This is a genomic window from Halorubrum tibetense, from assembly GCF_055396225.1.
On record NZ_AP043742.1, the window covers coordinates 1,172,297 to 1,193,688 of the forward strand.

General features: G+C 66.0%; 20 protein-coding genes, 1 tRNA gene and 2 pseudogenes. 13 read left to right on the forward strand and 10 right to left on the reverse strand.

Features of this window, described 5'->3' with window-relative positions:
• The first annotated feature begins 1 nt into the window (after nt 1).
• Nucleotides 2–640, forward strand: a complete 639-nt coding sequence (locus tag ACZ5TV_RS05955) for a dolichol kinase (protein ID WP_464384230.1) — start codon at nt 2–4, stop codon at nt 638–640.
• A 394-nt stretch (nt 641–1,034) separates the two neighbouring features.
• Here ACZ5TV_RS05955 and ACZ5TV_RS05960 read toward each other — a convergent pair whose 3' ends face one another.
• The 3 genes and pseudogenes from ACZ5TV_RS05960 to ACZ5TV_RS05970 all read right to left on the reverse strand — a co-directional run bounded on the left by ACZ5TV_RS05960 (nt 1,035) and on the right by ACZ5TV_RS05970 (nt 3,769).
• Nucleotides 1,035–1,886 carry a pirin family protein gene (locus ACZ5TV_RS05960; RefSeq protein WP_379781649.1) on the reverse strand — a complete coding sequence of 284 codons (852 nt, stop codon included), beginning with the start codon at nt 1,884–1,886 and terminating at the stop codon, nt 1,035–1,037.
• Between the two features lie 104 nt (nt 1,887–1,990).
• The gene (locus ACZ5TV_RS05965; protein ID WP_379781647.1) at nt 1,991–3,208 is read right to left on the reverse strand and encodes a cation:proton antiporter; all 1,218 of its coding nucleotides are present in this window, start codon (nt 3,206–3,208) and stop codon (nt 1,991–1,993) included.
• A gap of 81 nt (nt 3,209–3,289) precedes the next feature.
• Nucleotides 3,290–3,769: pseudogene (locus ACZ5TV_RS05970) on the reverse strand (cation:proton antiporter regulatory subunit).
• 104 nt (nt 3,770–3,873) lie between these two features.
• Between ACZ5TV_RS05970 and ACZ5TV_RS05975 the strand changes: the two are divergent.
• The 5 genes from ACZ5TV_RS05975 (at nt 3,874) to ACZ5TV_RS05995 (ending at nt 8,084) form a co-directional block, all read left to right on the forward strand.
• Nucleotides 3,874–4,170, forward strand: coding sequence for a DUF7562 family protein (locus ACZ5TV_RS05975; RefSeq protein ID WP_379781645.1), 297 nt, complete (start codon nt 3,874–3,876; stop codon nt 4,168–4,170).
• A gap of 133 nt (nt 4,171–4,303) precedes the next feature.
• Nucleotides 4,304–5,155 (forward strand): GIDE domain-containing protein, encoded by an 852-nt coding sequence (locus ACZ5TV_RS05980; protein ID WP_379781643.1) that lies wholly within the window; start codon nt 4,304–4,306, stop codon nt 5,153–5,155.
• Nucleotides 5,156–5,333: 178 nt separating this feature from the next.
• Nucleotides 5,334–6,632 carry an RNB domain-containing ribonuclease gene (locus tag ACZ5TV_RS05985; RefSeq protein ID WP_379781641.1) on the forward strand — a complete coding sequence of 433 codons (1,299 nt, stop codon included), beginning with the start codon at nt 5,334–5,336 and terminating at the stop codon, nt 6,630–6,632.
• Nucleotides 6,633–6,744: 112 nt separating this feature from the next.
• Nucleotides 6,745–7,299: a glycine zipper family protein gene (locus ACZ5TV_RS05990; RefSeq protein ID WP_464384231.1), complete on the forward strand. Its 555-nt coding sequence runs from the start codon at nt 6,745–6,747 to the stop codon at nt 7,297–7,299.
• A gap of 314 nt (nt 7,300–7,613) precedes the next feature.
• Entirely contained in the window at nt 7,614–8,084 is a 471-nt protein-coding gene (locus tag ACZ5TV_RS05995; RefSeq protein ID WP_379782759.1) for a type IV pilin domain-containing protein, read from the forward strand.
• A gap of 9 nt (nt 8,085–8,093) precedes the next feature.
• Here ACZ5TV_RS05995 and ACZ5TV_RS06000 read toward each other — a convergent pair.
• Nucleotides 8,094–8,345, reverse strand: a pseudogene (locus ACZ5TV_RS06000) (DUF7386 family protein); the annotation flags it as partial.
• Between the two features lie 104 nt (nt 8,346–8,449).
• Here ACZ5TV_RS06000 and ACZ5TV_RS06005 point away from each other — a divergent pair.
• Nucleotides 8,450–8,878, forward strand: coding sequence for a hypothetical protein (locus tag ACZ5TV_RS06005; protein ID WP_464384232.1), 429 nt, complete (start codon nt 8,450–8,452; stop codon nt 8,876–8,878).
• Between the two features lies 1 nt (nt 8,879).
• Here ACZ5TV_RS06005 and ACZ5TV_RS06010 read toward each other — a convergent pair whose 3' ends face one another.
• Complete coding sequence (locus ACZ5TV_RS06010) at nt 8,880–9,593, reverse strand: hypothetical protein (RefSeq protein WP_379782755.1); 714 nt, start codon at nt 9,591–9,593, stop codon at nt 8,880–8,882.
• 218 nt (nt 9,594–9,811) lie between these two features.
• On the opposite strand from ACZ5TV_RS06010, the gene ACZ5TV_RS06015 reads away from it, so the two are divergent.
• Nucleotides 9,812–10,042, forward strand: a complete 231-nt coding sequence (locus tag ACZ5TV_RS06015) for a hypothetical protein (protein ID WP_379782753.1) — start codon at nt 9,812–9,814, stop codon at nt 10,040–10,042.
• 729 nt (nt 10,043–10,771) lie between these two features.
• Here ACZ5TV_RS06015 and ACZ5TV_RS06020 read toward each other — a convergent pair.
• Nucleotides 10,772–10,843, reverse strand: a tRNA-Ala gene (locus tag ACZ5TV_RS06020).
• 228 nt (nt 10,844–11,071) lie between these two features.
• Here ACZ5TV_RS06020 and ACZ5TV_RS06025 point away from each other — a divergent pair.
• The 3 genes from ACZ5TV_RS06025 (at nt 11,072) to ACZ5TV_RS06035 (ending at nt 13,560) form a co-directional block, all read left to right on the forward strand.
• Complete coding sequence (locus tag ACZ5TV_RS06025; protein WP_464384233.1) at nt 11,072–11,815, forward strand: DUF120 domain-containing protein; 744 nt, start codon at nt 11,072–11,074, stop codon at nt 11,813–11,815.
• Nucleotides 11,816–12,550 (forward strand): 3,4-dihydroxy-2-butanone-4-phosphate synthase, encoded by a 735-nt coding sequence (ribB, locus tag ACZ5TV_RS06030; RefSeq protein ID WP_464384234.1) that lies wholly within the window; start codon nt 11,816–11,818, stop codon nt 12,548–12,550.
• Nucleotides 12,551–12,630: 80 nt separating this feature from the next.
• The gene (locus tag ACZ5TV_RS06035; protein WP_379783082.1) at nt 12,631–13,560 is read left to right on the forward strand and encodes a branched-chain amino acid transaminase; all 930 of its coding nucleotides are present in this window, start codon (nt 12,631–12,633) and stop codon (nt 13,558–13,560) included.
• 14 nt (nt 13,561–13,574) lie between these two features.
• Here ACZ5TV_RS06035 and ACZ5TV_RS06040 read toward each other — a convergent pair whose 3' ends face one another.
• Together ACZ5TV_RS06040 and ACZ5TV_RS06045 are read right to left on the reverse strand one after the other, a co-directional pair.
• Nucleotides 13,575–14,315 (reverse strand): DUF502 domain-containing protein, encoded by a 741-nt coding sequence (locus ACZ5TV_RS06040; RefSeq protein WP_379783084.1) that lies wholly within the window; start codon nt 14,313–14,315, stop codon nt 13,575–13,577.
• Nucleotides 14,316–14,386: 71 nt separating this feature from the next.
• Nucleotides 14,387–15,226 (reverse strand): proline dehydrogenase family protein, encoded by an 840-nt coding sequence (locus tag ACZ5TV_RS06045; protein WP_379783086.1) that lies wholly within the window; start codon nt 15,224–15,226, stop codon nt 14,387–14,389.
• A 110-nt stretch (nt 15,227–15,336) separates the two neighbouring features.
• Between ACZ5TV_RS06045 and ACZ5TV_RS06050 the strand changes: the two genes are divergently transcribed.
• A complete protein-coding gene (locus ACZ5TV_RS06050) occupies nt 15,337–15,879 on the forward strand; it encodes a CDP-2,3-bis-(O-geranylgeranyl)-sn-glycerol synthase (protein WP_464384235.1) in 543 nt (180 codons plus the stop codon).
• A gap of 51 nt (nt 15,880–15,930) precedes the next feature.
• Entirely contained in the window at nt 15,931–18,243 is a 2,313-nt protein-coding gene (locus ACZ5TV_RS06055; protein ID WP_379782316.1) for a hypothetical protein, read from the forward strand.
• A 99-nt stretch (nt 18,244–18,342) separates the two neighbouring features.
• Here the strand turns inward: ACZ5TV_RS06055 and glmS are convergent, their stop codons facing one another.
• Nucleotides 18,343–20,190 carry a glutamine--fructose-6-phosphate transaminase (isomerizing) gene (gene glmS, locus ACZ5TV_RS06060; protein ID WP_379782314.1) on the reverse strand — a complete coding sequence of 616 codons (1,848 nt, stop codon included), beginning with the start codon at nt 20,188–20,190 and terminating at the stop codon, nt 18,343–18,345.
• A 2-nt stretch (nt 20,191–20,192) separates the two neighbouring features.
• Entirely contained in the window at nt 20,193–21,374 is a 1,182-nt protein-coding gene (locus ACZ5TV_RS06065; RefSeq protein WP_464384236.1) for a sugar phosphate nucleotidyltransferase, read from the reverse strand.
• Nucleotides 21,375–21,392: the final 18 nt, after the last annotated feature.

Genomic DNA, 21,392 nt, shown 5'->3' on the forward strand with positions numbered 1-21,392 from the left:
CGTGACGCTCCCGGCGGCGGCGTGGCGCGAGCGCGTCGAGTTCGAGCGCCGGCTGGTCCACATGGGCGGGGCGCTCTACCCCGTCCCGCACCTGCTGGGCTGGCTCTCGTGGGGCGAGACGACCGGGGTCCTCCTCGCGGGCGTGGCGGTCGTCGGCCTGCTCGAACTCCTCCGGCTCTCGGGTAACGCCGGCCCGCTGTCGCCGCTGTACACGGCGTTGGTGCGCGAGTACGAAGCAGACGGCGTCGCCGGCTACGCGCTGTATCAGGTGAGCATGGCGGGCGTGGCGCTGGCGGCGACGACATCGCTGGCGACGCCGACGCTGGCGGTACCCGCGATGTGGATGCTCGCGATCGGCGACCCGGTGAGCGGCGCGCTCGGCGACAACGGGCCGACGGAACCGAAACGACCCGCCGTCTGGGTCGCGATGTGGCTCGTCTGTGTCGCCCTCGCCGCGCCGTTCACGCTCCCCGCGTTCGGGACGACGGTCGGCATCGCGGTCGCGGCCGCGGGCGCGGCCTGTGCGGCCGTCGCCGACGGCCTCCCGCCGGTCATGCGCGGCGTCGCCGTCGACGACAACCTCACCATCCCGCCGGCCGCGCTCGTCGGGATGGTCGCTGTCGTGACGCTCGTCGGGTGAATCGGCGGCATGCCGTTCATCGGGTGAATCGGCGGCGTGCCGTTCATCGGGTGAATCGACGGCGTGCCGGGTCGCGCCTTATAAAACGCGACCCGACCGCGAGGGAGTCGTCGCCGTCGGCGACGACGAGGCTGGGGAGGCGTGAGGCGCGGAGCGGAGCGGTGCGGTGCGGTGCGGTTAGAGGACGCGGAGACGAGAATCGAGGACCGACCATCACCCCCATCCGCAACCGTTCGTAGTACTCGACGACTCGCACTCATATACGGGTATATAAACACCCGTAGTGATCGACGTATCCGATGATACGGAGCCCGTGACTGCCGACGATATACTTATAAACGTATCAGGACAGCCGCCCCGCACCTCGGAGCGCGACTTGCCGACATCCGGCGGCTCACCGGCCGATCGTTCCCTGCCGCGTGATCGGCGCGTCGGGGTCGATCAGAAACGCCACGAGGACGGCGTCCTCGCTCGCGGTGAGCGTCACCGCCGACCCCTCCTCGACGACCGCGCTCTCCGTCTCGGACAGCCGTTCGTCGCCCACACCGGGTCCCTGCGTACCCGCTCCGTCCGCGCCCACTCCGTCCGCGCCCGCTCCGTCCGCGCCCACTCCGTCCGCACCCGACCCGTTGAGCGCGACCGATCCTTCGAAGACGTACAGGTAGACGTCACGCCCCGGTTCGGCAGGGAGGTCGACGCTCGTATTGGCGTCGAGGCGAACGTCGTAGAGGTCGACCGCGTTTCGAACGGTGACGGGGGCGTCCGAGCCGTCCGGGCCGAACACCCGCCGCCACTCGCCGGGGACCGGGTCGGGAAGCGGCGCGTGTTGGATCCCCGGATCGAGCCCGAGGCCGTGGGGGCGGACGAAGATCTGTAACATACGCAACGGCGGGTCGTCGGGGGCGGTGTACTCCGCGTGCCAGAAGCCGCTCCCGGCGTTCATCGCCAGCACGTTCTCGGCGTCGGTGACGAGATCGTTCCCCTCGCGGTCGTCGTGACGCATCACGCCGGCGGGCACCCACGAGACGATCTCCTCGTTACGGTGCGGGTGCATCGAGATCAGGGTGTCGGGGTCCATGAACGACTCGACGACCGTCGAGAGCGGGCCGTACCCGTGGTCGTCGTGGCCCGGGACTGCGCGGCCGGGGAAATTGAACCGCGTCCGGAACGACCCCTGGTCCTGTACGACGTTCGATCGCGGGCGGTGTGAACCCGCGTCGTCGGTTCGGCGTCCATTACCGTCGATCGGTCGCGAACGCGTATATACGCGTCGCGGCCGGGGACGGGGGTCGATCCCCGGGTCGGGACCGGACCCTCGACCGGTACCGCGACGACGACCGACCCCGACAGTCAGTCGCCCGATTCGGGGACCGAACCGCCCATCTCCGTGTCGATCCGGGAGACGACGAGCTCCTCGAACGGCCGGGAGTACCCCATCAGCGTGGTGCCGAGGATCGCCATTATCAACACGTAGCCGACCGCGAACGCGTTGATCGTCGCGGCGAGCGCCGGGTCGAACGTGCCCGCTTCGGCCCCCGAAACGGCGATCGTCGCGATGATGAGCGAGAACTCGCCGCGGGTCGTCATCCCGAGGCCGACGCGCGTCGAGCGGCGGGTGTCGAGCCCGAACGCGCGGCCGCCGAGGAAGCCGCTCACCAGCTTCGTGGGCGTGGTGACGACGACCGCGAGCAGGATGAGCCCGGCGACCGCCCCGAACAGCAGCGGGTCGGTGACGAGCCCGATCCAGAAGAAGAACACCGCGGCGAACGTGTCACGCAGCGGTTCGAGCAGCTCCTCGAGCTGGTGGACGTAGTCGGTCGCCGAGAAGGCCATCCCGACGAAGAACGCGGCCACGGCCTCGCTCACGCCGAGCGCGAGCGCCGCCCCCGCGATCAACACGAGCACGCCGATCGTCCGGAGCACGATGAACTCGTGGTCGTCGGTCTCGACGAGCTTCGAGAAGAAGCTCGTGCCGACGTACACCAACACGAGCAGCGCGAGGATGAAGCCGACCGCGATCCCGATATCGAGCGCGGCTGCGCCGATGCTGCCGCCCCCAAGGATCAGCGCGGAGACGATCGCGAGGTACAGCGCGATGAAGAGGTCCTCGTACACGAGGGTGCCGAGCATCGGCTCGGACTCGTCGTTGGCGATCCAGCCGAGGTCGATGAGCGACTTGGTGATCACCGCCGACGAGGAGATGTACACGATCCCGGCGACGAGGATCGCGGGTAGCAGGGATCCGAACACGAGCCAGCCGATGACGAGTCCCGCCCCGAAGTTGATCCCGAGGTCGATCGTTCCGGCGGTGCCGATCTCGGTCCGTCGTTCGAGCAGCCGGTCGAGGTTGAACTCGAGGCCGAGGAAGAACAGCAGAAAGACGATCCCGAGCTCCGCGCCGAGCACGATGAACTCGGACTCGGCGACGAACGCCGTGCCGATCACCGGCAGCTCGACCCGTCCAAGCACGAACTCGCCGAGCAGCATCCCAGTGACGATATAAAAGGGGATCACCGACTGGCCGAGCCGGTTCGCCAGCGCGCCGGCCCCCGCGATCGCGGCGAACATGACACCGATCTCCAAGAGGAGATCAGCCACGCAGGATCACCTCTGTAGGGCCGACGAGAAGGGTAGACAGAGGGGATCCACTCATTCCCTGAGGAGCTCCTCGAACGCTTCGCAGTTCTCGCGGGTCCCGACGCCGATCACCGTGTCGCCCTCCCGGAGGACGGTGTCCGCGGGCGGGCTGTCGATCGTCTCGTCGTCGCGCTGGATGGCGACGATCGTGAGGCCGGTTCGGTTGCCGACATCCGCGCTCTCCAGCGTCTCGCCGATCAGGTGTGAGCCCGGTTGGATCTCGTACCACTCGAGGAGGATCCCGCCCGGGAGGGTGGTCTCCTTGGTGCCCGCCTCGATCGGTTGGAAATGCGCGCCCTCGATGATGGACCCGATGGTCCGAGCGAGGTCGTCCGAGAACTCGAACACCTTCTCGGAGTCGGCGTCCGGATCGGGGCGATAGAACAACTACCGTTTTCCGGTGTTGTGAATGACGACGATCATCTCGCCGTCCACGAGTTCGATCTCGAATTTCTTCCCGACGCCGGGAAGGTCTGACTCGGTGATCGGCATACGCGGAAATACGACTCCCGGATTAAAAGCGTATACTTCGGTGGTGTCTGACGGGTGTCGGCCGCGCACCAAACGCTAAGTGGACCGGGGTAGTGTATGTGGATATGTGGCGCTCCCGGCGGAACCGGGACCGACGAACGGTGGTGTGTATCGCGTGTGGCGACTCCGTGTTGCGCGAGGACGCTCGCGAATACGACAAGGAAGGCGACCGCTGGGACCGGCGGGACAAGGAGTTCGAACACCTCTGTACCGACTGTGACGACGAGATCTGTCATCAGCCTCGTGACGGGCTCGAGTCGCTCGTCCTCTCTATCGAATCCGACGGGCTCTCTCAGGAGGAGTTCCTCGACCGCTACGCCGACGCGGTCAGCGACTCCGCAGGGCCACCCGAAGACGGGTAGACGGATCGCGGAAGGATAGACGGATCGCGGAAGGATAGACGGATCGCGGAAGAGTCGGTCCACGGACCCCAGCGGAGGCGTCGTCGCCGTCGAACCGTTAGAACCGTTAGGTCGCCGACGCATCGTGACCGACATGCCCCTCCAGATCGGCGCATCACCGACGATAGCCCTCCAGTTCGCTGTGCCAGTGACGGTAGTCCCCCAACTCGACGTTCCGACGACGATCCTCGGACTCGGTCTCCTCGGCTTGGCCGTCGGCGTCCTCGTGGGATCGTACGGGCTGTACGGCTCCCTGAACGCCCTCCGAGTCCTCCGCGCCCGCGAAACCGACCCCATGAGCCTCGCGGACGACGACCGGAGTGTCAGCGTCGTCGGGCGCGCGGCGTCGGTCGGCGAGACGCTCCCCGCACCGTTCACCGACGAGGACGCGCTGTGTCTCGCGTACGAGGTGGCGGAGTACCGGACCAGCGGGAAGACGCAGTCGTGGTCGGCCATCGACACGGGCGAGGCGGGCGTCCCGTTTCGCGTCGACGTCGACGGGACGGGCGTCCGGGTCGACCCCGGGAACGCGACGTACGTCCTCGGGCTCGACGAATCGATCCGCGTGAGATCGAGCGAGGAACCGCCCGAGCGGATCCGGCGGTTCGTCGACGCCGTCGACGCCGTGGAGGGGTCACATCCCGGATACGACGTGGGTCCGTTCACGGTCGGGCGGGGACCCGACCGCCGGTACCGACAGCGTGTGCTCCGACCGGGCGACACCGTGACCGTCGTCGGCGACGCGAGCGCGTTCCCCGACGCGCCGGTCGGTGAGGTGAAAGCCGGGATCGCCGGTGGGAGCCCGTTCGTCGTGAGCGACGCGAGCCCGCGTCGGACCGCGCTCCGACTGGTCGGGCGATCCGCCTTCCCGCTCGTGGGGGGTGTCGTCCTCGCCGCGGTCGCTATAGGGTTTCTCGCGCCGGTTTGGCGGCCGCTGATCGGATGAACCTGACAGCCGGCTCTGCGGATATCGTCCGAGTGACGGAGCCGGAGCGGCGAGCAGACGGTCGTCCGAGCGGACGCGCCGGAGCAGTCCGGCGAACGACCGACGAAGCGGGCGAGCTCGGACGACCGACGGACCGGGCCCCGACAGGCCTTTCTAACGGACGCGCGTTGGTGCGCGTATGTCGAACGACGAGCCGAAACAGGGGTCCGCCGAGGACCAGGGTCCGGTGACGATCACCGAGGCGCTGGCCGACCGGCTGGCCGACAAACGGGAGGAGCTGTTCGAGGAGTTCGGGATCCGCGACGAGTTCCCCCCGGAGGTCCTCCGCGAGGCCGAGACCCGAACCGAGGGCGTGTACGACGAGATCGAATCGGAGATCGACGAGCGGCGGGACCTCCGGGAGTTGACGACGTGGACGACCGACCCGATCGACGCACAGGACTTCGACGACGCCATCTCGATCGAGCGCGAGGAGGACGCCTACCGACTGTGGGTCCACATCGCCGACGTCACTCACTACGTCACGCCCGACACGGCGATGTGGGAGGAGGCGGTCGAGCGCGCGAACACCGTGTATCTCCCCGCGTACACGATCCACATGCTGCCGCCGGTGCTCGCGGAGACGGTCTGTTCGCTCGTCCCCAACGAGGACCGGCTCGCACACACGGTGGAGATGGAGATCGACGACGAAACGCTCTCGTTCGAGGACATCGAGATCTACAAGTCGGTGATCAACTCCGACGAGCGGCTCACCTACAAGCAGTGTGAGGAGCGATTGGAGGACCCCTCGCTCCCGCTCGGCGAGGAGAACCAGCTCGCCTTCGAGCTCGCCGACCGGATGCACGAACAGCGCAAGGAGGACGGCTCGCTCGTGTTGAACCCGCGTCGCGACCGCGCACACACGATCATCGAGGAGTCGATGTTGAAAGCGAACAAGGCGGTCACACACACGCTGATGTGGGACCGCGGCGTCGAAGCGATGTACCGCGTCCACCCGCAGCCGACGCCCGACCAGTGGAGCAAGGCGCTCCAGGAGATCCAAGAGCTCGACGGCGTCTCGATCCCCGGCGACGCGTGGGGCGACGACCCGCGGAAGGCGGTCAACGCCGCCTTAGAGGAGTCACCCGAGCGCCAACTGAACAAGATCCAGCGTGCCGTGTTGCGAGTGATGCCCCGGGCGAAGTACATGAACGACCCGTTCGGCGGCCACCACGCGCTCAACTTCGACATCTACGGTCACTTCACCTCGCCGATCCGCCGGCTCTCGGACACGATCAACCACTGGATCGTCCACGAGAACGACGTCCCCGAGACCCTCATCGAGCTCTGCGATCACGCCTCCGACAAACAGAAGGACGGCGAGACCGCCGAGCGACTCTACAAGCAGTTCCTCCAAGAGCAGGGGCTCGACCCCTACGCCGTAAACAACCGCGGGCTGGAGGTCGTCGAAGAGGCGGAAGCGAAACACACGGTGTGAGCGGAACCCCGCAGTCGGTGGCGGAGGAGGCCATCCGGAAGCGAACGGACCGTGTCCAGGCCCCAACAATCTGGGCGGGAGCTATACGCCGTTGGAGCCCCTACCGTGACGTATGACTCACCACGATCACCACGACGCCAGCGACGGCGACGACGAAGTCGACCGCCCCCAGCGACGCGCCCGCCCGTTCGAACGCACCGGTGACCCGGAGCGGGACGCCGAGCGCGCGGCGACCGTCGGCGGGTTCGCCGGAGCGGTGCTCGGCGCGAAGGGTGGCCCCGTGGGAGCCGGTATCGGCGCGTTCCTCGGCGGATCGACCGGCTACGCCGTCGGCTACGTGATGAGCGAGCTGGACGCCGCAGTTGACGACGACACCCGCTCGACGACGCTCGACGACTACGCCGAAAGCGACGACGAGGAGATGGACGACGAAGACACCACAGACGACGGCCCGGTGACGATCGAGGTCGGATCGCCCGAAGAAGCCGCGGATGAGGCAACCGAGGAGCACCCTGAAGCCGAGGCGAGCGCTGAAGACGAGCACGCGAACGAAGCGGACGGTGAGACCGGTGATGACGGCGAGGCGGCTGGCGACGACGATACCAGGACCGACGGCGACACCGGCACCGACGACACCGACGCCGACGAAGAAGGACTCCCCAGGTAACGCGCGAAGCGCGCCTGAAGTCGCCGGGGAGCGCTTCGCGGGGCCGGTTGTGCTCGATGCTGGGTCCGGCAACCCGACTGTGGTCTCGTTGGATCGACCGCCGTGGGTTGCTGTAGGTGCGGGCGAGGGCGTGAGCCCTGGGCTACATGCGAGCCCCCACCCGTCAAAGAGTCTAAACCAACCCGACTAATTTTCAACCGTGATAAGCGGGTCGGTAAGTACATAAGTCGGATCCGGATACGCTCACGTAACCAGCAACCGGCCGGGATCGGCGGCGGGCCGAATCCGCGTCGGCGCACCGCTGGATTCAATCCATGAAACCAGACAACCTGTTCAACTCGGAGAACCGTGCGGTCAGCCCCGTGATTGGGGTCATACTCATGGTCGCGATCACTGTGATCCTGGCCGCCGTCATCGGCACGTTCGTGCTCGGACTCGGCGACTCGCTCGGGGATAGTCAACCATCTGCGCAGCTGAGTGTTGATTTTGATACCGACGATGACGACATTATTATTGAACACAACGGCGGTGATCGGATTGACTCGGATACACTAACGGTGATTGTGACTAACACAACTAGTGGTGAGAGTGTCGAAGGAGATGTCGAAGAACCCTTCAGTGTTGGTAACTCCGTGACCGGCGATTTCGATGGCACTGGAGATACACCTGAGAACGTCCGGGTCCGGATCGTTCACAACCCCAGTAATTCTTTCCTGCTTGACCGCACATTCGAACTCAACGGCGATCTCGATATCGGAGATGGCGACATTAACTTCTCTAGCTAATTGACTCCGACGACTTTTTATTCGCGTCCGGTACTGTAACCCGAGGACTGACGTGTTACACAACTCTTGAACCGTCACCGGGTCGTACTCTTCCCGTGTGGTTCGAATATTCTCTTCACTCTCCACCAAGTGCGCAAGAGCGGCATCAGTAACGACACTCATCGGCGGGTCGTCGTCGGGATCGCTCGCCACTATCTCGGTCGCCCGCTCCAGCTGCCGCTCCCGCTCGTCGGTGATCTTCAGGCTCGTTCGACGGCCCATATATATACCAGTTGTATATGCAGAGGTCTCTCAAATCCCACAGCGCGCTGCCGGGACAAGCAGCGTGAGCCGGATTGTCGACGAGCACGAAGTATATAAGGCGCGTGCAAGGCGCAGGGGCGAGTGATCGAGGACGTCGCACGAGACGAAACAAACACCGCACCGCGTGTGAGTACCACCCCGCGGATCGGTACAACGTGCGGCTCGTCAACGAGGACGGGGAGCGGCTCGACACGAGCTGGTACGATGGGCTGAAAGACGGCACGCCGTGGGAGTTCAAGGCGACCGCGCACCGCCACGCCGAGGGGAATCCGGGCAACTTCAAGATCTACGAGAAGTATCACGTGAAACTGCAGCAACAGGGCGGGTGGTACGGGTTCGCTGTATACCGACGGCGCGGGACCGGGACGCAGATCTTGAAGACGACCGCCGTTCGGGCGTCAAAGTTACCGACGCTTCGGTGGCATGGGGGTGGGAGTCATCGGGATAGTCGGCAGGGGAAGATTTCGATTGAATCGGTGGTTTCTAATTAATTTACCCACCCAGTGAACTCTTGGCATATTCGTCATTCCAAGGAAGATATGAGAAGGTTTCATATTTTAATTCTCCATCAGATTTAGTGAATTTCAGCGAAAAGTCTGCTTCATAAACTCCTTCTGAAAAAACGGATTCGTATTCAATTTTAACTTTTCCGTACAGCACATCACGTTCATCTAGATTATTCCGTATAATCCTGCCAAGTGATCTTTGGGAATATGAGGTAGACGTGCTTCCCATTGGAATAACACTTTCTGACGTGATCTCGAATTCTATTCCAACCTCAGAAGGCCTTACAGACGAAGATAACGTTACATGGTCCATAACAGATGAATCTGTTTCAATTCGTCTCAGTAACCCGCTAGCCGTGTCAAGCGGGCCGGTACCGTCTAAGTCGTAGAATTCGATAACAAGTTTGAGAGATGTAGCTGGCCCACCACCAAAATTTGATATTCTAACATCGATAGATTGTAGTTCATTAAACATATCGAACTCAGTAATTTCTAAATGCGGCTCTTGCTGGGCTTTCAACACAGAATGTTGCTCGTAATATAGGACTACAAGTCCGAGAGTCAACACCGATGTTGCGATTATCGAGATTGACTCCAAACCGACGGATCCGTATCTTAAATATGATATTGGTATTGAAGAAACAAATACAAAACCTACAATGAGAATACCTGCCGCAGTTTTCCATCGATTTGGGAGCATGTTATCATAGAATTCAGTTTGTACTACTAATCAGTAATCCTCCGTTTGGTCCTGCCAAGATCTTCATCAGGTAATGGGTTTCTGCGATTATGCTAAATGTAAGACAAGATTCACAGAATGAACAGCATATGCCCTGAAAACACCGTATTTATCTTTTTGCCCTTGAGGTATATTCAAAAGGGCGAGGCGTTTTGACAGATCAGCGGAATTAGTTATACATGTCCGTAAAAACAGAAACCGAAGCGGCACTGGTAGCACTTGAGATCGGAAATGTAATCGAATCGTATGATAAACTCACTGAGCAACGGTTCGGTGTTATGTGTCCTAGTGAAAATCATCTGGATTTTATTGAATCGCTTCCTAAGATTACAGAGGTTAATGATAGCCCCCCAGAATACGATTTTGTAGTCACTGAGTCAGAAAGAGTTGCCATCGTTGACAGCAGATGATCTTACTTATGTTACCCAATTGTTCGGCAGTGTAGTGAGTAAAACATACTCACATCTCTCATACACTAGCTAGAAATCAGCACATCTGCGTGTTCCGTCAAGTTTTATCGCGCCGCAAGCGGCGCGCCGCCGATCCCGTGAAAACAGAGGGGTACCTTAGAATCTGTGGCCTTAGCCACACCCCTAACGTGTGACCGACCCCCGGGGGTCGATCCGAGTTCGACTCGCAGCTCGTCGAGGTCGCCGTGGGCTGTGGGCTCGACCGAGATCGTGGCTGATCCGTCGCTCACTCCCCACCGGTCCCGGCTAAAACGTCGCGAAATCCGGCCTGGCGTTGCTGCTCCCGAGTATATAAGTAATGTCGCCAGATCTGCGTGAGATCGGATGAACCTCGGCTCCGTGCTTCTGTGAAGTCAAGCCATAATTGAATGGACTCGCGGGGTCCCCGTGAGCGGCGAAGCCGCGAGCGGGGGCTCGCGAGGGAACGACTGAGCGAACGAAGTGAGTGAAGGAGTGGACTCGCGGGGATTATGAACCAAAACCAGCCGTTCCCCTCGCTTCGCTCGGGGCTGCGGCTGGTAGGGTTCAAATCCCGCTCGTTGCAGTGTTGCGCCGCTCGCGACGTTGCTCGCGGCGCAAAAACATGGACTCGCGGGGTCCCCGTGAGCGGCGAAGCCGCGAGCGGGGGCTCGCGAGGGAACGACTGAGCGAACGAAGTGAGTGAAGGAGTGGACTCGCGGGGATTTGAACCCCGGGCCTCTTCCTTGCGAAGGAAGCGATCTGCCGCTGATCTACGAGCCCGCATTACGGAACACACTCCGTCCGTACTTGTACCTTACTTTTCGACGACCCGCGCGTGAGGCGGTGACACGCGAGCCGACCGCCGAACGACCGCCGGAAGCGACGCCCTTAGGTGACTCGCGGCGTGAGTTCGACATGAAACGGCGGGGCTGTCGAAACGCCCATCACGGTTTTGAGATCCATCACACATTCGGTATGCTTTTCAGTACGCACGGCGTCGATCTAGGTATGTCAGAGACGACGGCGGCGACCGCCGACCCGGCGGCGATCGCGGCGCTGAAACACGTCGCGCTCGCGGGCGGGCTCAACGAGACCAAGGTGTCGTGTGCGGCGCTCGGCGACCGGCTCGACGCCTCCACACAGACCGCCTCCCGACGGCTCCAGACGCTCGAATCCGCGGGGCTCGTCGAACGCGACGTCGTCGGCGACGGCCAGTGGGTTCGGGTCACCGACGCGGGCGAGGCCGCCCTCCGCGGCGAGTACGCCGACTACCGCCGCCTCTTCGAGACCGACGTCGAGCTCGTCCTCCGCGGACACGTCACTGGCGGGATGGGCGAGGGCCGTCACTACATCACGCTGCCGGGGTACGCCGAGCAGTTCGCGGCGCGCCTCGGCTACGAGCCGTTCCCGGGGACGCTCAACCTCGAACTCGACGCCGAGAGCGTCCGCCGTCGCGGCGAGATCGCCGGCGTCGACGCCGTCCCGATCGACGCCTGGGAGGACGCGGACCGGACGTACGGTGCGGCCGCCTGCTACGCGGTCACGCTCGTCGCCGACGGCGAGCGGTACGCCGACGCCCACGCGATCGTCCCGGATCGCACGCACCACGACGACGACAAGCTGGAGGTGATCGCGCCGGACGAGCTCCGCGACGCCCTGGACGTATCGGACGGCGACCCGATCGAGGTGCGCGTCGAGGCGGCGTCGCGGGCGGACCGATCGGCGGCCGCCCCGGAGCAGGAGGTGGCCTGAATGCGCGCCGACGCCGAGGGCCACGACTCCAACGCCCCAGACGCCGGAGCCGAGGCCCCGCCGAGCGACGCGGACGGCGCGGTCGAGCGCGCCCTCGACGCCTTCCGCGCCGGCGACCCCGTGTGTGTCCACGACTTCGCCGACCGGGAGGGGGAGACAGACATCGTGTATCCGGCGGGTGCGGTCGACGAGACCGCGGTCGCACACATGCGAAACGACGCGGGCGGGCTGATCTGCGTCGCGGTCGCGGACCCCGTCGCGGACGCGTTCGGCCTCCCGTTCCTCGCGGACGCGCTCGACCATCCGGCGGTCGATGACGACCCGGCCTACGACGACCGGTCGTCGTTCTCGCTGCCCGTCAACCACCGCGAGACGTTCACCGGGATCACGGACGCGGACCGCGCGCTGACGATCACGGAGATCGCGAACGCGGCCGCGGCCGCCGCGAGCGACCCCGACGGCTACACGCCCGCGGAGTTCGCCGCGTCGTTCCGTGCGCCGGGCCACGTTCACGTGTTACGCGGCGCGCGTGGCGGCCTCGACGACCGCGTCGGACACACGGAGCTCGGACTGGCGCTCGCCGCGGCCGTCGACGCCGCGCCCGCCGCCGTCGTCTGTGAGATGCTCGATGACGAGACGGGCGACGCGTTAGCCCCCGAGGACGCCGCGGCGTACGCCGCCCGCAACGATATCCCGTACGTCGAGGGAGCGGCGCTGGTCGAGGCGTTTCGATAAGGCGGATCGACGGGCCGGATCCGCCGGTCCCCACCCACGTATGTCATAATTTTAAGCCGGGACACCCCGACTCTTCAGTCATGGGATTCGATGAGATGGACGTGGACACGATCTGGAAGAACGGGGAGTTCCTCGACTGGGAAGAGGCGACGACCCACGTGCTGACACACGCGCTCCACTACGGGAGCGGTGTGTTCGAGGGCGTCCGGTGTTACGACACCCAAAACGGCCCCGCGATCTTCCGCTGGGAGGAGCACCTCGACCGGCTGTTCGACTCCGCGAAGATGTACGACATGGAGATCGAGCATACCCGCGAGGAGATCACCGAGGCGACACTCGAACTCCTCCGCCGACAGGATCTCGAGTCCTGTTACATCCGGCCGATCGCCTACTACGGCTACGACACCCTCGGGGTCTCGCCGAAGGACTGCCCGACGGACCTCGTCCTCGCCGCGTGGCCGTGGGGCGCGTATCTGGGCGACGAGGCGTTAGAAGAGGGCGTCGACGTGATGGTTTCCTCCTGGCGGAAACACGCCTCCTCGCAGGTGCCGACGAACGTGAAGACCACCGGCCTCTACGTCAACTCCATGCTCGCGGGCGAGGAGGCCCGTCGAAACGGCTACGTCGAGGCCATCGTCCTCAACAAGGAGGGGAACGTCGCCGAGGGGCCCGGCGAGAACATCTTCATGGTGAACGACGGCGAGATCTACACGACCGGGCCCGCACAGTCGATCCTAGAGGGTATCACGCGTGACACGCTCATCACGCTCGCCGAGGAACGCGGGTACGAGGTCCACGACGAGGCCGTGATCTCCCGCGGCCAGCTGTACACCGCGGACGAGCTGTTCTTCACGGGGTCGGCGGCGGAAGTGACGCCGATCCGGTCCGTCGACGACACCGAGATCGGCGCGGGGACGCGCGGACCGATCACCGAGGAGCTACAGTCGGCGTTCTTCGATCTGGTCGAACGGGAGACCGACGAACACGACGACTGGTTCACCTACCTGTAGACGAACCGAGGGGGTTAGGAGCTGTCAACCGAGCCCCCGCCGTCCGCCGTGGGGTCCGAGCCGTCGGTCGCGGTGGCACCCGTGGAACCGGTTGTGCGCCCCGGGCGACCGATGCCACCCGGCGTCCCGCCGCCCTCCGGGGCGTCCGCGGGCGGCCGCTCCTCTTGAACGGGGATCTGTTGTGCGGACTCCGCGAACCCGGCCGAGAGGATGCGTGTGAGTCCCTCCTCGACGGTTTCGCCGGTATCCTCGATCCGTTCGGGCTCGACCTCGATAACGAAGCCGGTGGTGATGTTCGGGGCGGTGGGCATGAACAGGACGACCTTCCCGTCGCGGGTCTCCTTGCCGGTCCGGAACGCGGTCATGCGGATCCCGGGCCACGTTTCGAGGTACACCGGGCTCTGGAGGTCGTCCGTCCCGGAGATCGCCGTCTCGACCGCGAGCTTCGAAGCGTTGTACACCACCCGCATCGCGGGGATCCGGTTTATCGTGTCGTCGACCTTCGCCTCGGCGAGCCGCCCCATCGTCGTCCGCATCAGGTACCCGACCGCGAGCACCAGCGTAGCGAGCACCGCGACCGCGATGATCACCCGCGAGAACGGCTCCAGCGGCTCCGGGATCGCGGCCGGCTGGAGCGCGTCGATGAGCGGTATCGAGGCGATGTAGCGGTAGATCCATCTGACGACGAGAAGGAGAACGAGGAGCGGAGCCAGCACGATGAGCCCGCTGGCGAAGTCGCGTTTCCACGTGGACATCTATCGCTTCCGTATGTGTCGCCGGCCCTTAAGAGGGTGTCTACATGTCGGCTGAGCGGACAGTACGACGGTCACCGGCCGACGACCGCCCGAAGCGCGAACAGGACGTTCTCCTTGCGCTCGCGGACGCGACGGTAGAAGTACGAGAGCCACTTCTCGCCGTACGGTGCGTACTGTTTGACGTCGACGCCCTGCCGCGCGAGGTCGCGTTGTGCGTCCTCGCGGACCCCCATCAGCAGCTGTATCTCGTAGTCGGTGTCGTGTGTCGAGCCGAGCCGGTTCGCCAGCGAGATCATCTCCGGGTCGTGGCTCCCGACGGCGACGCCGCGGTCACGACGTTCGAAGAGGAACTCGATGTCCTCGCGATACGCCTCGTTGACGCGCGCTTTGTCCGTGTACGCGATCGATTTCGGCTCGTCGTAGGCGCCCTTCACGAGCCGAACGAAACCGGGGACATCGACGAGGCGCTCGAGGTCGTCGTGGGTGCGTTTCAGGTTCGACTGGAGACACTGGCCGACGCTCCACGGGTACTCCGTCGCGATCGACTCGAAGGCGTCCAGCGTGTCGTCGGTCGTCTCGGCGTCCTCCATATCACACCAGACGAACGCGTCGCGCTCGTGGGCGCGTGAGACGATCTCTCGATAGTGTTCCTCGAACAGGTCGGCGGAGATGTCGAGACCGATCTGCGAGGGTTTCACGGAGACGCACGCGTCGAGGCCGCTCGCGGCGATATCGTCGATGAGGGCGAGATACGCGTCGACGTCGGCACGGGCCGCCGCGGGGTCGTCGTAGTGTTCTCCGAGCAGATTGAGGATGACGGCGACGCCGTCGTCGTTGCGGGCCCGCGCGTGGTCGAGCGCCTCCGGGACGGACTCGCCGGCGACGAACCGTCGCGCGATCGGCGGGATCATACCGACGGATCGGGGCCATCGGACTTGAGCGTTGTCAAATGTTGCCACCCGAGCGAAGGGAGACGCGAGGATCCACGGTTTATATCACCCGGACACTCGTGAGCCTAGCCATGGTCGGTTCGCTCGTCGCGACGGCGTTCTGGGCGATGTTGCCAGCGTACGTGCCGAACAACGCCGCGGTGCTCGCGGGCGGCGGCCGTCCGATCGACGGGGGCCGCGAGTGGCGGGGTGCGCGCGTGCTCGGCGACGGGAAGACGTGGCGCGGCACCGCGGTCGGCACGGCCGCGGGCGTCGCGCTCGCGCTCCTCCTCAACGCGATAGTCGGTCCCGCCGGTGCCGCGATCGGCGTCGAGCTCCCCGCGTTCGACCTCCGCGCCGCGGTCGCGCTGGCGTTCGGGGCGATGTGTGGCGACATCGGGGCGTCGTTCCTCAAACGGCGGTCGGGTCGGGAGCGCGGCGCGGCGTTCCCGGGACTCGACCAGCTCGACTTCGTCGTCGGCGCGCTCGTCGCCGTCTTCCTCGTCGCGCCCGGCTGGGCGACGGCGGTGTTCACCCTCCCCGTGCTCGCCGTCGTCCTCGTGATGACGCCCGTCCTCCACGTGGGGACGAACGTCATCGCGTACGCCATCGGCGTCAAGAACGAGCCTTGGTAAGGGTACCGCGACCGTGGACAACGTTATGCCTCTCCGACGACCGATCCGATCGTGAACAGACGCTCGTTCCTCGCGTCGGTCGGCACCGGTGCCGCGGTGGGGACGGCCGGTTGCGCGTTCCTCGACGACGGTCGGAGCGGGCCCAACATCGCCGTTCCCGACCGGCGGTTCCGCGTGGTCGACGACGGGTTCGAGGTGGCCGTCGACGACGGCCCGTTCGAGCCGCTCGCCGTCCGCGGCGTGAACCTCGGCATGGCGAACCCCGGCCACTTCCCGGGAGAAGCCGCGATAACCCGGGAGGAGTACGATCGCTGGTTCGGCGCGATGGGCGAGCTCGGAGTCACCGTGGTTCGGGTGTACACCGTCCATCCGCCGGCCTTCTATCGGGCGCTCGCCGAGCACAACCGGGGGAATCCGGACCCGATCTACCTCGTCCACGGCAACTGGATCGGCGAGGAACACCTCCGGGAAGCGGGTGACGCGTTCACGCTCGCAGACCCCTTCGACCGCTCGTTCCGCCAGGTTATCGACGCGGTCCACGGCGCGACGACGATCGCACCGGAGCCGGGCCACGCGAGCGGCACCTACGACGCGGACGTGAGCGATTACACCCTCGGCTACGTGATCGGCATCGAGTGGCCGCCGGCGGTCGTCATCGAGACGAACCGTGTGAATGACGCGGGCGGATACGCGGGGTCGTACCTCGACTCGGTCGCCGACCGCCCGTTCGAGCGCTGGCTCGCGGAGCGGCTCGACCGCGGGATCGCCTACGAAACGGACGAGTACGGCGATCAGCGCCCGACGGCGTTCACCAACTGGGTGACGACCGACCCGTTGGATCACCCCTACGAGCCGTTCGAGATGGAGGACGCGGTGAGCGTCGACCCCGACGCGCTCGTCCCGACCGACGCGTACGAGGCGGGGACGTTCGCCGCCTACCACGTGTATCCGTACTACCCGCCGCTGTTGAACGAGACGCCGGAGTACGCCGAGTACGTCGACCACCGCGGCGAGCCGAACAGCTACGCGGGCTATCTGAACGACTTGGTGGGATCGACGGACATCCCGCTCGTCGTCGCGGAGTTCGGCGTCCCCTCCTCACGGGGGATCGCCCAGCGCGACGTCCACGGCCGCGATCAGGGGCGACACACGGAGCGCGAACAGGGCGAGATACTCGCGGCGAGCTACGAGGACGTCCAGGAGTCGGGGGCTGCTGGTGGGATCCTCTTCAGCTGGCACGACGAGTGGTTCAAGCGGACCTGGAACCTCGAAGCGCTCTCGGACCCCAACCGGCGGCCCCACTGGTCGAACGTTCAGACTCCCGAACAGCGGTTCGGGCTACTCGCCTTCGACCCCGCCGACGCGGTCCCGCTGGACGGGTCGCCTGAGGCGTGGACGGACGCGACCGTCGCGGAGCCGAGGGGCGAGTCGACCCGCCTCGACGACGGTGTCGATCCGGCCCGCGAGCTGACCGCCCTTCGGGTCACGAGCGACGAGGCGTACCTCTCGATCCGGCTCGAGTGCGCCGACCTCGGTTCCGGCGTCGACTGGGACCGCGTCAACTACCTGCTGACGCTCGGGCTCACCGACCGCGGCGAGGTCGTCCTGCCCTACGACGTGGACGCGACCTCGCGAGGGGCGGACTTCGTCGTCAGGCTCGGCGGCCCTGACGATTCCCGGGTCACGGTGTATCCCCGATACGACACCTTCGCGTACCGCTACGGCGCTGAGGCCGGGTTGGACTTGGCCGCCTACCGCGACCCCGAACCGGGCTGGTTCGCACCGCTCCGAATAGTCATCAACCGCGGCTACACCGTCCCCCCGACCGGCGAGCGGATCCCGTTCGAGTCGGTCGAGACGGGGCGGCTCCGATACGGGAACGGGAACCCGGCCTCGTCAGCGTACGACTCACTGGCGGACGTCCACGTCTCGCCACCCGAGGACGCGATCGAGGTCCGGTTGCCCTGGCAGCTCCTCAACGTCGCCGACCCGAGCCGACGACGCCGACTCGGCGACGTCTGGACCGACGGACTCGACAGGTACGAGCCGTTCGAGACGATCGACGTCGCGGCCGCGTCGTACGTGCCGGCTGGCGGTGACGGCGACGCCGCGTCGGTGTCAGGGTTGAGAGTAGGAGCGGGGGCAGGGGCGCGGGCGGATGCGGAGGCGGGGACAGAAGCGGGAGAGACGAACCTGACGGGGGCGATCCCCGGGATCGACGAGACTGGAGGGGGATCGGCAGGCCCAGACGCGCGTCTCGACACGACCGCCTACACCCCACCGACGTGGGACGTGCCGCGGTACACGGAGCGGCTCAAGGAGTCCGCGGACGCCGTCGCCGACGTCTTCGATAGATACGCGTGAGCGTGAGCCGAGGACGGATATCGCCGTGCGCGTGTCGGGACCCCCTGCCCCGACAGTGTCCGGTCCACAGAGAGGGGCGGACGGGGCGTCCGACCGTCCTCACTCCACCGTCACGCTCTTCGCGAGGTTCCGCGGCCGGTCGATCGGCCGACCCTTCTCGTTCGCGACGTGGTACGCGAACAGCTGCCAGTAGACGTTGGCGACGAGCGGCTCCAGATCGCCGATGGCGGGCACCGGGAGGTCGACGTCGACGTACGAGCTGGCGTCCGCGCCGCCCGGGCCGGCTCCGGCGCTCGAACCGTCACCGGCGTCCGTTCGCGCGCCGATCACGGGCGCGCCACGCGCCTGGACCTCCTTGACGTTGTTCAGCGTCTCCTTCGGTCTGCTGCCGTCGGTCAGCAGCGCCAGGACGGGCGTCTCCTCGGTGACGAGGGCGAGCGGCCCGTGTTTCAGCTCGCCGGCGGCGAACCCCTCGGCGTGGTCGTAGGAGATCTCCTTGAGCTTCAACGCCCCCTCCAGCGAGACGGGATAGCCGAGCTGTCGGCCGATGAAGAAGAACGCGTCGCTGTCGACGTACTCGCGGGCCACCTCGCGGACGCGGTCCTCGGCGTCGAGAACGCTCTGGACCGCGTTCGGGAGCTGCCGAACGGAGTCGAGCAGCTCCTGTGCCCGGCCGTACGGAAGCGTTCCGCGTTCCCGACCGATGTGGACCGCGAGCAGGGTGAGCGTCGCTACCTGGGAGGCAAACGTCTTCGTCGCCGCCACCCCGATCTCGGGGCCCGCGCGGATGAACACGCTGTCGTCGGTCTCGCGGACGATCGTGCTGCCGAGGGTGTTCGTGACCGCGAGCGTCCGCGCCCCAGCGCGTTTCGCCCGGCGGATCGCGGAGAGCGTGTCCGCGGTTTCCCCGCTCTGGGTCACCGCGACGACGAGCGTACGCCACGGGTCGCGGCCGCCGTCGAACTCGTACTCGCTCGCGACCTCGACAGTCGTGCGGACGTCCACGGTCGACTCCAGCAGCTCCGCGGCGTACCGTCCGGCGTAGTTCGAGGTGCCGCAGGCGACGATCTGTATCTCCTCGATAGAGGCGATATACTCCGGGGGGAGGTCGACCTCGACGTCGACGCTACCGGCGTCGGGGTCGATCCGTCCGGAGATCGTCTGTCTGAGCGCCCGTGGCTGCTCGTGGATCTCCTTGAGCATGTAGTGGTCGTAGCCGCTCTTCTCGGCGGCGTCCGCCTCGTACTCCAGCCGCTCGACCGTCGGCTCGACCCGCTCGTCGTCACGGTACAGCGCCAGCCCGTCGTCGTCGATCACCGCGAAGTCGCCGTCCTGAACGTACGTCACGTCGCGGGTGTGCTCTAGGAAGGCGGTGACGTCGCTACCGATGAACGTCCCGTCCTCGCCGTGGCCGACGACGAGGGGGCTGTCCTGCCGGGTCGCGTATAGCTCGTCGACGCCGGCGATCGTCACGACCAGCGCGTAAGTGCCCTCCAGCCGCTCGACCGCCTCTTCGACCGCGGCTCGCGGGTCGGCACCCGCGTCGAGCGCGTCCTCGATGAGGTGCGGCACGACCTCCGTGTCCGTCTCGCTCGTGAACGCGTGCTCGTCGGACAGCTCCGCGCGCAACGCGTCGTAGTTCTCGATGATCCCGTTGTGGACGACGGCGACCCGACCCGTACAGTCGGTGTGCGGGTGGGCGTTCTCGTCGGTCGGCGGGCCGTGCGTCGACCACCGCGTGTGGCCGATCCCCGCCCGGTGGTCCGTCGACTCCGGCAGGATCGATTGGAGGGCGCTCACCTCGCCGGACGTCTTGTACACCGCCAACGCCTCGCCGGACAGCGCCACCCCCGCCGAGTCGTAGCCGCGGTACTCCAGGTTCGCGAGCCCCGTAGAGAGGATCGGAAGCGCGGGTCGTCCGCCGACGTAGCCGATGATCCCACACATGATTATCCCCTCCGTACCGTTTCCGCGTCGGCGACGCGTCCACTCACCGCCGCGCCGTCGCCGACGACCGCGTCGTTTCCGAGGACCGTCCCCGGGGCGAGCACGGCTGCACCCCCGACGCTCGCGTCGTCGCCGACGACCCCGCCGAGCCGGACGTTCTCGTGGAGCGTCCCCTCGACGACGACCGTCGCCGTTCCGCCGCGAACCGTGGCGTTCGCGCCGACGGTCGCGCCCGCGCCGACGACGCAGTCGCGGAGCACCGCACCCGCCTCGACGGTCGCGTCCGGGAACAGCACGGAGCGCTCGACCGTCGCGTTCGGGCCGACATACGCGTTCGCTCCGACGGTCGTCCCCGACGCGACGACCGCGTTCCGACCCACCGACGCGGTGGACGCGAGGACGCTCCGCTCGTCGACGGCACCGCCCGGGGCGACGTTCCCGTCGATCGCGCCCCCCTCACGGTCGATCACCGCGTCGGTGACGTCGAGGAGGTCCCAGAGGTACGAGACGTCGTGCCAGACCCCGTCGTGTCTGACCGCTCGAACCCCGCCATCGTCGATGAGCCGTTCGACCGTGGCCGGCAGCTGGTACTCGCCGTCCGCGGCGGGGTCGGTCTCCCGGATCGCGTCGAACACTGCGGGGGAGAAGGCGTACACGCCGGCGTTGATCAGCTCCGACTCGATGTCGCGGCCGGGCTTCTCGACGATCGTCTCGACGCGGCCGTCCCGCACCGTGACGACCCCGTACGAGCGCGGCCGGCCGCTTCGCCGAACCGCCATCGCGGCCGCCTCGTCGCCGTCGGCGAGCGCGTCCCGCACGTCGGCGACGATCCGGGAGTCGACGACTCGGTCCCCGTTCAACACGAGGAACGGCGAATCGACGTGTGCCTCCGCCTGTAAGACCGCGTGTGCAGTTCCGAGCCGTTTTCCCTGGGTGACGTATCGGATCGACACGTCCCAGTCACCGCCGTCGCCGAAGTGAGTTTGAATGCGCTCGCGCTCGTAGCCGACGACGAGCACGACCTCCTCGACGCCCGCGTCGCTGACGGCCTCGATCACGTACTCCAAGAGCGGCCGGTTCGCGACCGGAACCATCGGCTTCGGCCGCCGGTTCGTCAGGGGGCTCAGCCGTCGGCCGGCGCCCGCGGCGAGTACGACGGCGGTCGTCGTTCGGTGTTCCGACATGTTCGATCGATTAACCCC

Coding starts and splice junctions, on each gene's coding strand:
- ACZ5TV_RS05965 (WP_379781647.1), bottom strand. CDS start 3,208: ATGTTCGCCGCGATCGCGGGGGCCGGCGCGCTGGCGAACCGGCTCGGC.
- ACZ5TV_RS05975 (WP_379781645.1), top strand. CDS start 3,874: ATGTGGCGCTCCCGGCGGAACCGGGACCGACGAACGGTGGTGTGTATC.
- ACZ5TV_RS05980 (WP_379781643.1), top strand. CDS start 4,304: ATGCCCCTCCAGATCGGCGCATCACCGACGATAGCCCTCCAGTTCGCT.
- ACZ5TV_RS05985 (WP_379781641.1), top strand. CDS start 5,334: ATGTCGAACGACGAGCCGAAACAGGGGTCCGCCGAGGACCAGGGTCCG.
- ACZ5TV_RS05990 (WP_464384231.1), top strand. CDS start 6,745: ATGACTCACCACGATCACCACGACGCCAGCGACGGCGACGACGAAGTC.
- ACZ5TV_RS05995 (WP_379782759.1), top strand. CDS start 7,614: ATGAAACCAGACAACCTGTTCAACTCGGAGAACCGTGCGGTCAGCCCC.
- ACZ5TV_RS06010 (WP_379782755.1), bottom strand. CDS start 9,593: ATGCTCCCAAATCGATGGAAAACTGCGGCAGGTATTCTCATTGTAGGT.
- ACZ5TV_RS06015 (WP_379782753.1), top strand. CDS start 9,812: ATGTCCGTAAAAACAGAAACCGAAGCGGCACTGGTAGCACTTGAGATC.
- ACZ5TV_RS06025 (WP_464384233.1), top strand. CDS start 11,072: ATGTCAGAGACGACGGCGGCGACCGCCGACCCGGCGGCGATCGCGGCG.
- ribB (WP_464384234.1), top strand. CDS start 11,816: ATGCGCGCCGACGCCGAGGGCCACGACTCCAACGCCCCAGACGCCGGA.
- ACZ5TV_RS06035 (WP_379783082.1), top strand. CDS start 12,631: ATGGGATTCGATGAGATGGACGTGGACACGATCTGGAAGAACGGGGAG.
- ACZ5TV_RS06040 (WP_379783084.1), bottom strand. CDS start 14,315: ATGTCCACGTGGAAACGCGACTTCGCCAGCGGGCTCATCGTGCTGGCT.
- ACZ5TV_RS06045 (WP_379783086.1), bottom strand. CDS start 15,226: ATGATCCCGCCGATCGCGCGACGGTTCGTCGCCGGCGAGTCCGTCCCG.
- ACZ5TV_RS06050 (WP_464384235.1), top strand. CDS start 15,337: ATGGTCGGTTCGCTCGTCGCGACGGCGTTCTGGGCGATGTTGCCAGCG.
- glmS (WP_379782314.1), bottom strand. CDS start 20,190: ATGTGTGGGATCATCGGCTACGTCGGCGGACGACCCGCGCTTCCGATC.
- ACZ5TV_RS06065 (WP_464384236.1), bottom strand. CDS start 21,374: ATGTCGGAACACCGAACGACGACCGCCGTCGTACTCGCCGCGGGCGCC.